10 protein-coding genes, 1 tRNA gene and 1 pseudogene are annotated in these 12498 nt (G+C 57.1%); 6 read left to right on the top strand and 6 right to left on the bottom strand.

Annotated features, from left to right (window positions below; translation table 11 throughout):
• Window positions 1-47 precede the first annotated feature (47 nt).
• The 4 genes and pseudogenes from GOW92_RS02490 to GOW92_RS25115 form a co-directional block, all read left to right on the top strand.
• Complete coding sequence (locus GOW92_RS02490) at window positions 48-1082, top strand: cysteine synthase A (RefSeq protein ID WP_170557665.1); 1035 nt, start codon at window positions 48-50, stop codon at window positions 1080-1082.
• A complete protein-coding gene (locus GOW92_RS02485) occupies window positions 1082-3511 on the top strand; it encodes a DUF3772 domain-containing protein (RefSeq protein WP_170557663.1) in 2430 nt (809 codons plus the stop codon). The genes GOW92_RS02490 and GOW92_RS02485 overlap by 1 nt, the downstream gene beginning before the upstream one ends.
• A 90-nt stretch (window positions 3512-3601) precedes the next feature.
• Window positions 3602-3691: transfer RNA gene (locus tag GOW92_RS02480), tRNA-Ser, on the top strand.
• Window positions 3692-3770: 79 nt separating this feature from the next.
• Window positions 3771-3920: pseudogene (locus GOW92_RS25115) on the top strand (GntR family transcriptional regulator); the annotation flags it as partial.
• Between the two features lie 34 nt (window positions 3921-3954).
• Here the strand turns inward: GOW92_RS25115 and GOW92_RS02470 are convergent.
• Window positions 3955-4833, bottom strand: a complete 879-nt coding sequence (locus tag GOW92_RS02470) for a LysR family transcriptional regulator (RefSeq protein WP_170557659.1) — start codon at window positions 4831-4833, stop codon at window positions 3955-3957.
• Window positions 4834-5142: 309 nt separating this feature from the next.
• Between GOW92_RS02470 and GOW92_RS02465 the strand changes: the two genes are divergently transcribed.
• Window positions 5143-5397, top strand: a complete 255-nt coding sequence (locus tag GOW92_RS02465) for a hypothetical protein (protein ID WP_170557657.1) — start codon at window positions 5143-5145, stop codon at window positions 5395-5397.
• Window positions 5398-5440: 43 nt separating this feature from the next.
• Window positions 5441-6445, top strand: a complete 1005-nt coding sequence (locus GOW92_RS02460) for a GlxA family transcriptional regulator (RefSeq protein WP_170557655.1) — start codon at window positions 5441-5443, stop codon at window positions 6443-6445.
• Window positions 6446-6453: 8 nt separating this feature from the next.
• Here the strand turns inward: GOW92_RS02460 and GOW92_RS02455 are convergent, their stop codons facing one another.
• The 5 genes from GOW92_RS02455 to GOW92_RS02435 form a co-directional block, all read right to left on the bottom strand.
• Window positions 6454-7014: a sarcosine oxidase subunit gamma gene (locus tag GOW92_RS02455; protein WP_170557653.1), complete on the bottom strand. Its 561-nt coding sequence runs from the start codon at window positions 7012-7014 to the stop codon at window positions 6454-6456.
• On the bottom strand, window positions 7007-9952 hold the full coding sequence (locus tag GOW92_RS02450; RefSeq protein ID WP_170557651.1) for a sarcosine oxidase subunit alpha family protein: 2946 nt from the start codon (window positions 9950-9952) through the stop codon (window positions 7007-7009). Before GOW92_RS02450 ends, GOW92_RS02455 begins: the two co-directional genes overlap by 8 nt.
• The gene (locus GOW92_RS02445; RefSeq protein ID WP_170557649.1) at window positions 9949-10236 is read right to left on the bottom strand and encodes a sarcosine oxidase subunit delta; all 288 of its coding nucleotides are present in this window, start codon (window positions 10234-10236) and stop codon (window positions 9949-9951) included. The genes GOW92_RS02450 and GOW92_RS02445 overlap by 4 nt, the downstream gene beginning before the upstream one ends.
• A 13-nt stretch (window positions 10237-10249) precedes the next feature.
• A complete protein-coding gene (locus GOW92_RS02440) occupies window positions 10250-11500 on the bottom strand; it encodes a sarcosine oxidase subunit beta family protein (protein WP_170557647.1) in 1251 nt (416 codons plus the stop codon).
• A gap of 77 nt (window positions 11501-11577) precedes the next feature.
• Window positions 11578-12441: a LysR family transcriptional regulator gene (locus GOW92_RS02435; protein WP_170557645.1), complete on the bottom strand. Its 864-nt coding sequence runs from the start codon at window positions 12439-12441 to the stop codon at window positions 11578-11580.
• Between the last annotated feature and the right edge of the window lie 57 nt (window positions 12442-12498).

Below are 12498 nucleotides of genomic sequence, written 5' to 3'. Positions count from 1 at the left end.
CGCACCACAGGTAAATCTGCGTTGATCCGAAATGAAATGAGGGCGCCATGCGCATTGCACGAGACCTTGCCGACGCAGTCGGAAAAACCCCGCTAATCCGTCTGCGTCGCATCAGCGAAGAGACCGGGTGCGAGATTCTCGGCAAGGCCGAATTCATGAACCCGGGTCAGTCGGTAAAGGATCGTGCGGCTCTGTACATCATTCGCGATGCTATAGCGCGCGGCGACTTGAAACCGGGCGGCACCATTGTCGAAGGTACAGCAGGCAACACCGGTATCGGTCTGGCGCTTGTTGGCGCGTCGATGGGGTTCAAGACTGTCATTGTCATCCCCGAGACGCAGTCCGAAGAGAAAAAAGATATGCTGCGGCTAGCAGGTGCGCAACTGGTCCAGGTTCCGGCCGCGCCTTATCGCAACCCCAACAACTTTGTGCACTATTCGCGCCGTTTGGCCGAGGAACTGGCAAAGACCGAACCGAATGGTGCGATTTGGGCCAACCAGTTCGACAATGTCGCGAACCGCCAAGCGCATGTGGAAACAACCGGCCCTGAAATCTGGGAGCAGACTGACGGCAAGGTGGATGGGTTCGTCTGTGCTGTGGGCTCTGGTGGCACACTTGCGGGCGTAGCCGAGGCGTTGCAGCCCAAGGGCGTCAAGATCGGCCTCGTCGATCCGATGGGAGCAGGGCTGTTTTCGTATTTCACCACCGGCGAAATCGCGATGGAGGGCGGCTCGATCGCGGAAGGTATCGGGCAGGTGCGCATCACCAAGAACCTTGAAGGTTTCAAACCTGACTTCGCCTATCAGATGACTGATAACGAAGCGCTGCCCTACATCTTTGATCTGCTGCGTGAAGAAGGCCTTGTCATGGGTGGATCGACGGCCATCAACATGGCGGGCGCGGTGCGCCTAGCCAAGGATCTGGGGCCTGGCCACACTATCGTGACAATACTGTGCGACTATGGCACGCGATACCAGTCCAAGCTGTTCAACCCGGACTTCCTGCGTGAAAAGGAATTGCCGGTGCCCGATTGGATGACTGAAGCTCCGCGCAGTATCCCCGGCGTGTTTGAGGACGTGTGATGTTTCGGCAGGTTCGCCTGTTCCTGAGCCTTGTGGCGGTATGTTTTGCGATGCTGTGCGGCCCCGTCGCGGCGCAGCTTACTGATCGTCAAAGCGAGTACTATCAGGGCTGGGTTAAAACGGCGGACCGGGCCGAGACAGTGATCGAGGACAATCGCGCGTCGAATGCTTCGCTCGAAAACCTGCGCGCTGAGATCAACGATTACCGCGACGATTTCAATCAGGCACGCGGCGCAAACACCGAACGTATTCAGACGCTTGAAAACCAGATCAAAGCTCTTGGTGCTGCGCCCGAAGGCGACGCGACCGAACCAGAGGACATTGCGACACTCCGAAAACACCTAAACGAGCAACTGAACAGTTTGCGCGTCCCGCAGATCATCTCGGAAGAGGCATTTAGCCGGGCCAATGGTCTGATTTCCGAGATAGATAAGTTATTGCGGGACCGTCAGACGAAAGAGCTTTTGGAGCGCGGGCCGTCGCCGCTGAACCCCACCAGCTGGCGACCGGCTTGGGTTGATGTGAATGAAGCCGCGCAAGCGTTGTTTAACGAAGCGCGGCGGAACCTGAAAACTGACGTGGTGCATGAACGATTACGGTCACGTGGGCTGGGTATTCTGGCTTTGGTTTTCGTCGCTGGCGTTCTGTTGCTGTACGGCAAACGTTGGTCCGAAACCGCCGGTGAACGGCTGCGGGCCTTGGGTGGGCAGGGAAGTGGCGTATGGACGTTTCTGATATCGCTACTCCGCATTATCCTGCCTTGGCTTGGTGTCTGGCTTCTGGTTGAGGCGGTTGTATTGACCGGCGTTCTGGGGCTACGCGGGACGTTGTTGATGGAAAACGTGCCGTATTGGGCTGCGATCATCCTGTTTTATGACTGGATTGGCCGGCAGGTTTACGTGCTGCAGGCGGCGCAAGGTTTCAAAAAGCTATCCCGCCAGAAAGTCACCGAACTGCGCGTCTACCTGGACATTCTTGCGGGGCTCATGATCCTGCACGAACTGGTGAACCTGTTCGATCAGATTGAAAACATCTCGGATGCGACGCGCGCTGTCGTCGCGTTTCCGATTATTGTCGCTACAGCTTTGGTTCTGCTGCGCGTTCGTCGCGTCCGAAGTGTCGACGTACCGGTGGATGCAGATGAGCCATCCGCAACGGCACGTGCTGCCGGGTTCAGCCAACTGGTCGAGTTCATTCGTCGTGCCTTGTTCTTCCTCGGTATCGCCAGCCCGATACTGGCAATTCTGGGGTATACGAATGCAGCCGAGGCAATCGTTTTTCCGGCCGTTCGTTCGCTGGTTCTTATTGCGGCGCTTGTTATCGTCCAACGGTTCCTAACTTCTGTTTACGGATGGCTCAGCGGGCAGGGCGACAAGGCCAAAGACTCGTTGTTTGCGGTGCTCATCGGGTTTGCAATGGCCATTCTGGCTATGCCCGTGCTCGCGCTGTATTGGGGTGCGCGTCAAACCGACCTGCAGGAAGTCTGGTCGCGCCTGCTGCAGGGGTTTGACATTGGCGGGGTAACCATCTCGCCCAGCAACTTCTTTACTTTCCTCGTCATATTTGCCATCGGCTATGGCCTGACGCGGATGCTGCAAAGCGGGCTGCGCAATTCTTTGTTGCCAAAGACCAGCATTGATCCGGGCGGGCAAAACGCGATTGTGTCCGGCACCGGATATGTTGGTGTTTTTCTGGCTGCACTGGTCGCGATTACGATTGCCGGTTTCAACCTGTCATCTCTGGCCATTGTTGCTGGTGCTTTGTCGGTCGGGATCGGTTTTGGTCTGCAGACTATCGTGTCGAATTTTGTGTCGGGCATTATCCTGCTGGTCGAGCGTCCAATCTCGAAAGGGGATTGGATCGACGTGAATGGGATGATGGGCTACGTCCGCGATATCTCGGTTCGCTCCACGCGGATTGAGACGTTCGACCGCACGGATGTAATTGTTCCAAACTCTGATCTGATCAGCGGCGTTGTCACGAATTATACCCGCGGCAATACGATTGGACGGGTGATTGTTCCGGTCGGGGTCGCCTACGGAACGGATACCCGTTTGGTAGAAAATATCCTGGGTGAGATTGCGAATGCACATCCGATGGTTCTGGCCAATCCAGCCCCCAGCGTGGTGTTCCAGGGGTTTGGTGCAGATTCTCTGGACTTTGAAATCCGCGCCATCCTGCGAGATGTGAACTGGGTGCTATCGGTCAAATCCGACATGAACCATGAGATCAACAAACGCTTTGTCGCTGAAGGGATCGAGATCCCGTTTGCACAACGAGACGTCTGGTTGCGCAATCCCGAGACGTTGCAGGGCGGCGTAACCCAACCCGCCAAGGAAACCGACGAAACACCGGCGGTAAAGCCATCCTCAGCGCCTGTCGAGATGACTGAGACTGATTTGGCTGATGGTGACGGGGACGAGATTTAACCGCCTTTGCAGGGCTTTCGATTTCGTGTGAAATTTCACCTCAATCGGGCCTTGCAAATCCCCCGGTGATAGTCCAAATATCGCCGGCACGGAGAGGTGGCCGAGTGGTCGAAGGCGCACGCCTGGAAAGTGTGTAGGCGGGAAACCGTCTCCAGGGTTCGAATCCCTGTCTCTCCGCCACAATCCCCCTCGGTAACATTCATCCAACCCTGCTTATACGTGACACTCTCAGTCCCTTTTTTTTACCAGCGCAGATGAGGCCGTCGGCGAGCATCGCCGTGTAATGGATGCCTTACAAACCCTCGATGGGGATGCGGCCGAGTTGGCGATGCGCGCTCATATTCACGCGGCCCAGCGAATGCGTATTCGCGCGTTACAGGAACGGGATCGCGCAACTGATCAGGCCTGATCCGACGGGTTTCAGATCCTTCCGGACCAGATAGCTAACTGACAGCTTTCAGAGGTTTGGCGTTTCCAACCTCGCGGCTGATCTCTTGTATCAGCGCGATCGCAGCAGGGTTGCGTCGTTTGACGTGTAAGCGTGCAACGTATGCAATGGCTGGTGGATCCGGGAAAACGCCGTTGATTACTTCCATGTCCGGAGTGACATGCATTCCGTTCAGTAAGGCAACGCCCAAACCGGACCGAACAGCAGATTGAATGCCGGCAGCACTGGGGCATTCCAAAACGTTGTCGAGATGGTGCCCTTGAACCTGCCCATCTGCAAATCCCCACTGGCGATAAAAGCATTGGGTGTCGAAGGATATGAATGGAACGGGTGCTGTCGCGTCCAGTTGGAAATCCGGCGACTTTACCCAATGCAAAGTGTCCTTGAACAGGACAAGGTCATCGGGCTGCGCATCGTGTTGGAAAACTTGCATGACGGCTACATCAAGCTCTCCTGCTTTCAGCCATTCCTGCACGTTCAGACTTTGGCTGGTCCGTGTGCGAACCTGGACCTCTGGATACAGCCGCGTGAAGCGTCCCAATATGCGAGCGATGTTGCTGGTTGCCGTATCCTCGGTCATGCCCAGCCGGATCGCACCAGCCAAAGGTTTCCTGACCAGGCTAGACAGCGCTTCATCGTGCAGAGCGCATATTCTGCGGGCGTATTCGCACAGGCGCGAACCTGAATCAGTGAACATTGGCCCACCAGTCTGCCGCGCAAGCAGATCACAGCCCAGGGTTTGCTCCAACCGCCTAATCTTGTGGCTGACGGCCGATTGCGACAGCGCTAGGTGTTCAGCCGCACGGGTTACGCCGCCATGGGACGCAATCGCCAGAAGGGCGCGAAGGGCGTCAATTTCCAATCGTTCAGTCATAAAAATATCATGACAATTTTAGATTGATGGATCAATATCATTCATTTGTGTCACGTACTAGCGTTGCGCTAGGGGTTGGAAAAGTCAAAACTCAGGAACGCCCTCATGACATGTCTCGTCTTGAACAACTCGCTGATCAAAAAAAGCCACGGACTGCCAACAGAGCGCATGGGGAAGACGAACCAGCGATCGATGCGTTGGGTGCTGACCACACACCTGCCCCGGATAATTGCGGGCATCTATCGATGCCGAAACCGATTAAGCGGTTTTTTCTTTATTGGACGACTTCCAGTGCGAAAGGCTTGAGGCATGACGGATCAAATCAATACCCCTAACAGGCGAGGTTTGACGACTGTATTCGAAATCTCCGGATCGGTGCTGGCCATGGCCTATGCCCTGCTGATCGCTTCAAATACGGGGGCTGAGCTGTTGGGCTTTAGCCTGTTGTTGCTGTCCTCGGGCCTGTTCGCAGCCTGGGCGGTAGTTGACCGCCGCTGGACGTTCCTGTTATTGCAAGGGTTTTACGCGGCTTCGGCGATTATCGGGTTGATCCGCTGGGCGTGAACTTCGCATGGGGCTGATGAGGATTTCCTGCTAGGAAAGCCGTATGCGCAAGAAAGATAGAATCGAAATCGGCTTTTTGCTGTTTGACGGCTTTCCAATGGCCTGCCTGACCTCGGTGATCGAACCATTGCGGGCGGCCAACGAAATTGCCGGGCAAGAGGCTTTCTGCTGGTCGTTGGTCTCAGAACATCGTCAGAAGGTGCAATCCAGCGCCGGTGTCCGGTTCGAAGCCGAGCGGTCTTTGGCTGACTGCAAGGCTATCGACATTCTGTTCCTGCTCAGCAGCCCAACCTCGGTTTTTGATAGCCCAACTGTGGCCAACGGAGCCCTGCGTAGTCTGGGGCGACATGGCACGATTCTGGGGGGGATCAGCGGCGGCGTTTTTCCTTTGGTCCGGTCTGGGGTGATGGGGGGGCAGCCTGTTTCGGTTCACTGGTGTTATGAGGCCGCATTTCTTGCTGAATTCCCAGAGATCAACTCTCGTAGCGAGGTGATTGTGAAAACAGCCACACGCTACACCGCAGCCGGCGCCGCGGCCGGGTTCGATCTGGCCTTGCATCTGATAGAGGAACGGCTAGGACGGGACGTTGCACACGAGGTCGCTTGTTGGTTCCAACACCCGATGATGCGCGGGGCAGGGGTGCGTCAACAGGTTCCCACGGCGACGACGCCGGATACGGGCGACAGTCTTCCGCCTCTGGTATCGCGCTGTGTTGACCTGTTCGCGGGTCATATGAGCGAACCAATTTCCATCGCGGAGGCAGCACAACAAATCGGGGTTACGCCGCGCCAGGTGGAACGTGCTTTCAAACAGGCGACGGGCCAAAGCCCCAGCCATTACTATCGCGCAATGCGCATGAAGGCGGCACGGCAGATGGTGGTTTATACCAAAGACCCGATCGCAGATATCGCGGCTGCGATCGGGTATGGTTCAGTGGCGCCTCTTGTGACGCATTACCGTTCCGCCTTTGGGCTTAGCCCCAGCGAAGACCGACGTCGAATTAACCGTTTCCGTGTCGAAGGAAATGCGCCTTTGCCATCGGTCTGAGGGCCGCCTTACAGCGCCGACCGCAGGGCCGAGATAATAGCATGATGCAGGGATCCGGCGGACGAACGAGGGCCATAGATGCTGTATTCATCGGGCGACCGGCATAGAACAAAGCAACCGATGTGATGGATTGAGCATCTGCCGACGCTGCCCGTTTCGATCTTGCGTAAGTCGAGCGTGCACAACAGCTCTAGCACAGCCGGGATTTGATCGCCGCTCAGATCAAACCGCGTCCACCCGTCTGTTTGTTCCGTTACTGACGCGGCATCGCCCAAAGCGGGTTTCACCTGATCTGCGAGGTCCTCGTGCGTATCGAAAGGTGCTTCGATCATCCATTGATCAGGGCCTGCCCAAAAGGCTGTAACTGGATCCCCGGCATGTTGACCGATACCGGGTGCAGGTACGCCGATCAATTTGGCCAATGCTTTAGTGGCCTTGGTTTCCTGTCCGATACGCGCGGCGACTGATGCCAGCGCGACGCCGGGAACTTCCGTACACGTAACCCCGCCTATTGTGTCAACACGCGGCTCAACCCCGCCCAATGCGGTTATTGCAACTAGATCATGCACGCAGACGATCTCCTTCGGGGTCAACGAAATGGGCCGACACAATTTCGACCTCGACGGTCAGATCGGTCAACGGGGATACAAGGCGCATTTTTTCGCCCATTCGGTTTGCGCCGTCCTTCAAAAAGCCCAGCCCGATACTGCTGTTCAATATGGGCGAATACGCAGCCGAAGTGACATAGCCCTGATCGTGGGCGGCATCCACCGGTCCGGTGCTATTCATCAGATGGCCTCCAGCGGTGATTTTCTCTTCGGATGATACTGGCTTGATCCCGACCATACGCAGGACGTCGGGTTCAACCAAAGCCTCACGCTCAGATAGGATCGAGCCGATGCTGTCTTTCTTTTTTGACACCATCTTACCCATTCCAAGGTTCAATGCCGTTGTGGTTCCGTTCAGCTCGTTACCCGCCGCGTGACCCTTTTCGATCCGCATGACGCCCAACGCCTCTGTGCCATAGGGGACAACGCCGAACTCTTCGCCTTCGGTCATCAAACGTCGCATCAGGGCATCGCCATAGCGCGACGGCACAGCTATTTCGAACGCCAGCTCGCCCGAGAACGAGATTCGGAACAGCCGAGCGCGAAGCCCGCCGCAGACTGTGATATTGCCACAGCCCATGAACGGGAATGCCTCGTTCGAGATATCGAATTCCGGATCGACAATCTTTTGCAGCAGTTTACGCGAGTTTGGACCGGCAACCGCATACTGCGCCCAGGATTCGGTGGTTGAGATCAACTGCACGTCCATGTCGGGGAACAAGCATTGGCGCACAAATTCCATGTGGCGATAGACACTTACGGCATTCGCAGTGGTGGTTGTAACAACAAAATGATCCTCGGCCAGACGCGCGGCCGTGCCGTCATCCATAGCCATGCCGTCTTCACGCAGCATCAAACCGTAACGGGTCTTACCGACAGCCAGCTTGGCGAAACCGTTGGCGTAGACGCGGTTCAGAAATGCAGCTGCGTCCGTGCCCTGCACGTCTATCTTGCCCAGTGTCGTACAGTCGCAAACACCAACCGACGCGCGGGTTTGGCGGACTTCGCGATCCACCGATTCACGCCAATGAGTTTCGCTGGGCAGGGGGAACCACTGCGCGCGCAGCCAGTTGCCGACCTCAACAAACACAGCGCCCCGTTCCTTGGCCCAGTAGTGTGAAGGTGTCAGGCGGGTGGGGTGAAACTCTTGCCCCTTCATCCGGCCGGCGAAGGTGCTGATGGGAACCGGTGTGTAGGGTGGGCGGAAAATTGTCGTGCCCGTTTCGGGGATCGACTTTCCGGCGACTTCGGCCATGATCGCCAAGGCGCTGATATTCGAGGTCTTGCCCTGATCGGTCGCCATGCCCAGTGTGGTATAACGCTTGAGGTGCTCTACCGAGCGGAACCCCTCTTGATAGCTGAGCTTGACGTCTTTGACGGTCACGTCATTCTGCTGGTCCAGCCACGCACGTTTGCATCCTTCGACGTACCAGAAAGGTTTCTGCGAAACCGCGGCATCTTCGGCTTCGGGCAGGTCGGGCAGTTTGCCGGACAGTTCCATCGCTTCGACAGCGCCATCCATCCCTGATTGCAATGCACCTTGCGTAGACATCACCCCGTTCGCTGCACCCGCGACAGTCAATCCGACGGGCAGATTTGAACCGGGCACAAAGGCGGCCAGATCGTCGTTCCAGACCGGACGACCGCGCTGATGGCAGGTCAGGTGCACATTCGGGTTCCATCCACCCGAAACGCCCAGCGCGCCGCATTCCAGCGTGCGGGTCGAGCCGTCGGGCAGGGCAACTTCGACAAAGGTCAGGCCAAGGCGCCCCTTGGTGTTTACAACCTGTGCGCCGCGCAAGACTTCGTAGTCATAGTTGACCGGAGCATCTTCACGCACATCGACAACGGCGCAAATGTGAACGCCCTTGGCATGCAAGTCGGCGGCGGTGCGATGACCATCGTCATTGTTGGTGAAGATCGCCACGCGCTGAGAGGCCGTCACCGCAAACCGGTTGGCGTAAGTCCGTAAGGCGCTGGCCATCATTATGCCGGGGCGGTCGTTGTTTTCGAACGCAATCGGCCGCTCGGTCGCGCCAGCACACAGCAAAGCCTTCTTGGTGTAGATACGCCACAGGATCTGGCGCGGCTTACCGGCGGGCAGGGTGGCCACGTGATCCCCGGTCCGTTCAACAGCACCGTAGATGCCATGATCGAACGCGCCGATGACGGTTGTTCTAGTCATCAAGCGGACATTGGGCATACTCGACAGTTCCGCGACAGCCTGCGCGGCCCAGTCGCTGGCGCTTTGATCGTCGACCGAGAACGACTCGCTGTTCAAACGTCCGCCGAACCGAAAGTCTTCATCTGCCAGGATAACGTCTGCACCCGCGCGCCCCGCTGTCAGGGCCGCCATCAAGCCTGATGGGCCCGCACCAATGATCAGCAGATCACAATGGCGGAACCCCTTGTCGTATTCGTCGGGGTCGGCCTCCATTGAGAGCGATCCAAGGCCAGCGGCGCGGCGAATGATCGGCTCATAGACTTTTTCCCAAAAAGCTGCCGGCCACATGAATGTCTTGTAGTAGAACCCGGCGGACAAGAAGTTCGAAAACAGATCGTTCACGCCCAAAGCGTCGAATTTCAGGCTTGGCCAACAATTCTGCGATTGCGCTTCAAGCCCGTCAAACATCTCGATCGTGGTGGCGCGCGTATTGGGTTCCTGTCGGTTGCCTGCACGCAGCTCAACAATACCGTTTGGTTCCTCGGATCCGGCAGTCAGCAAGCCGCGCGGGCGATGGTATTTGAAAGAGCGCCCGATAAGCCGCACATCATTGGCCAAAAGGGCCGAGGCCAGAGTATCGCCGGGATGAGCGGTATAGCTGCGGTTGTCGAACCGGAAGTTCACTGTGGTGTTGCGGTCGATCTGGCCACCGCTCAGCCTGTTGTTCTGGGTCATTTGGATCTCCCCCGCGCGCGGGCCACGTCGCGGGCCAGTTCTACCTTGGAAATCTCATGTGTGGTGGTGTCACGGGTCACGACCAGCCAGGATCGGTCGCCAGCCTCGTGAAACCACAACTCCTGATGCTTGCCTGCGGGGTTGTCGCGCACATAGCCGTACTCATAGAACGCTTCGGCCGCGTTATCGGCCTGCCAATCCGGGCGGTTAATCAAAGATGCGTCACCCAGATAGGTGAACTCTGATGCGTCGCGCGGGCCCAGAAGGGGGTGATTGATAATCATTCTGCTGCTCCCCTCAGTGCAGGTTGGGCTGGTTGCCCACGCCTTTTTCGTCGATCATCCGACCCGTGCGGAACCGGTCCAGTCGATAGGCCGTGGCCGTTGGGTGCGGTTCGTCCTTCGCCAGCAGATGCGCAAAGCAATGGCCCGATGCGGGGGTTGCCTTGAATCCGCCATAACACCAGCCGCCGTTGAAATAGAGCCCCTCAACCGGTGTGCGGTCGATAATGGGCGAGCCGTCCATCGACATGTCCATAACACCACCCCACATGCGCAGCAGACGGGCGCGGCCGATCATTGGCATCAACGAGACGCCGCCTTCGCAGACATCCTCGACCACAGGCAGATTTCCACGTTGGGCGTAGGTGTTATAGCCGTCGATATCACCGCCAAAGACCAACCCGCCTTTGTCGGACTGGCTGACATAGAAATGTCCGGCCCCATAGGTGATAACGCTGGGCAATACAGGCTTCAGACCCTCGGACACGAAGGCCTGCAATACATGACTTTCGATCGGCAGACGCATTCCCGCCATGCCCATCACGCGGCCCGAGTTTCCGGCAACAGCGCACCCGACTTTGTTCGCTCCGATAAAGCCTTTTGACGTTTCAATGCCCAGGCACTTCCCGTTTTCGATCCGAAGGCCTGTGACCTCGCAATTCTGGATGATGTCCACACCGTGGCTGTCGGCGGAACGCGCAAATCCCCACGCGACCGCATCATGGCGCGCCGTTCCCCCGCGTCGTTGCACCAATCCACCTTTGATTGGAAACCTCGCGTCGTCGAAATTCAGGTAAGGGTGTTCCTTGCGCACATGCTCGGCATCCAGCAGCTCGGCGTCAGCGCCGTTCAGGATCATGGCGTTGCCGCGCCGGATATAAGCATCGCGTTGACCGTCCGTGTGGAACAGGTTGATGATGCCGCGCTGGCTCATCATCGCGTTATAGTTCAGGTCTTGTTCTAGCCCTTCCCACAATTTCATCGAGAACTCGTAAAACGGCTCGTTCCCGTCGAGCATATAGTTCGAGCGAACGATCGTCGTGTTCCGCCCGACATTGCCGCCGCCGATCCAACCTTTCTCGACAACCGCAACGTTTCGCTGACCGTAAACCTTGGACAGATAGTGCGCCGTCGCCAGCCCATGACCGCCGCCACCAATAACGATGATGTCGTAATGGTCTTTGGGTTCAGGGTCGCGCCAGACCGGTTTCCACCCTTTGTGGCCGGTAAGCGCCTCTTTGATGACTCGAAAGCCGGAATATCGCATGAATCGGACCTTTTTTTCCAGAATTCACTATTTTTCCGTACGGTGATATCCTCAGATGCGACATCGGCATGTCTGAATCAGACCCTTTCTTTCGCAGCACCAGGAACCAATTGGGAAAACCACGATACAAATGCGTCGACTTCGGGAGATGCGCGTTGAATGGCCAGGAAGTAGCCTTCGGTCGCCAGAGCGGTCGCATCATAAACACGCTCAACCTGTCCGGTTCGCAGGGCATGTTCAGCAATAAGCGAATTCACCAGAGCCACGCCATTCCCAGAGGCAGCCAATTGTAAGGCCAGCCCATAGGAATCGACGTAGTATGCCGGTGTATGGATGGTGTGGCCGGTGACTTCTGCCCAGGTGGACCAATTGTCCGACGTCCCCACGGCTTCGATCAGGGGCAAGTTCTGGAAATCGCCGGCCAAGCCAGGTGCCTTTACCGCGATCAGGTCATTTGGTTTTAATGGCTTGGCATCCCGCCCGACCTGTTTTGCCGACCCGAACCGGATTTCAACATCGGCACGTAGGGCCGAGTATTCATCGGGCCAGATTGTGCTGACAAAGCGAACGGACGTATCTGGATTTTGGTCCCGGAACTGGGGCAGGGCCGGGGAAATCAACCATTCGATGATACTGATCGATGCAGCAACTGTGACGTGCCTGGCGCGTTCTTCTGCCAAGTACGGAGACGCCGCAGATTGCAACATCTGCAACGCGGCTTCGACTTGCGGCAACAGTTTTCGCCCTTCATCCGTCAGGGAAAGGCCGCGCGGATGCCGATGAAACAGCACGACACCAAGCCGCGACTCCAGCGATCTGATTTGCTGGCTCACCGCAGATTGGGTCAATCCGATTTCATCTGCCGCCGCGGTTGAACTTAGCCTTCGAGCCGCAGCCTCGAAGGACCTGAACCATGTAAGCGGTGGTAGCGTTTTGGGCATGTGTAACCGACCTAGTAGTTTTGTTAATACCTAAGACCCAACTTCTTTCGTTTGTCA

The organism is Ruegeria atlantica, from assembly GCF_013032505.1.
GTDB lineage: Bacteria > Pseudomonadota > Alphaproteobacteria > Rhodobacterales > Rhodobacteraceae > Ruegeria > Ruegeria atlantica_F.
The sequence above is the reverse complement of the archived record's forward strand: the minus strand, read 5'-3'. Positions and strand labels throughout refer to the sequence as shown.

Excerpts from the sequence above, each read along its gene's own strand:
- GOW92_RS02485 (WP_170557663.1), top strand. The coding sequence starts at position 1,082 with ATGTTTCGGCAGGTTCGCCTGTTCCTGAGCCTTGTGGCGGTATGTTTT.
- GOW92_RS02450 (WP_170557651.1), bottom strand. The coding sequence starts at position 9,952 with ATGACCCAGAACAACAGGCTGAGCGGTGGCCAGATCGACCGCAACACC.
- GOW92_RS02490 (WP_170557665.1), top strand. The coding sequence starts at position 48 with ATGCGCATTGCACGAGACCTTGCCGACGCAGTCGGAAAAACCCCGCTA.
- GOW92_RS02445 (WP_170557649.1), bottom strand. The coding sequence starts at position 10,236 with ATGATTATCAATCACCCCCTTCTGGGCCCGCGCGACGCATCAGAGTTC.
- GOW92_RS02435 (WP_170557645.1), bottom strand. The coding sequence starts at position 12,441 with ATGCCCAAAACGCTACCACCGCTTACATGGTTCAGGTCCTTCGAGGCT.
- GOW92_RS02470 (WP_170557659.1), bottom strand. The coding sequence starts at position 4,833 with ATGACTGAACGATTGGAAATTGACGCCCTTCGCGCCCTTCTGGCGATT.
- GOW92_RS02465 (WP_170557657.1), top strand. The coding sequence starts at position 5,143 with ATGACGGATCAAATCAATACCCCTAACAGGCGAGGTTTGACGACTGTA.
- GOW92_RS02440 (WP_170557647.1), bottom strand. The coding sequence starts at position 11,500 with ATGCGATATTCCGGCTTTCGAGTCATCAAAGAGGCGCTTACCGGCCAC.
- GOW92_RS02460 (WP_170557655.1), top strand. The coding sequence starts at position 5,441 with ATGCGCAAGAAAGATAGAATCGAAATCGGCTTTTTGCTGTTTGACGGC.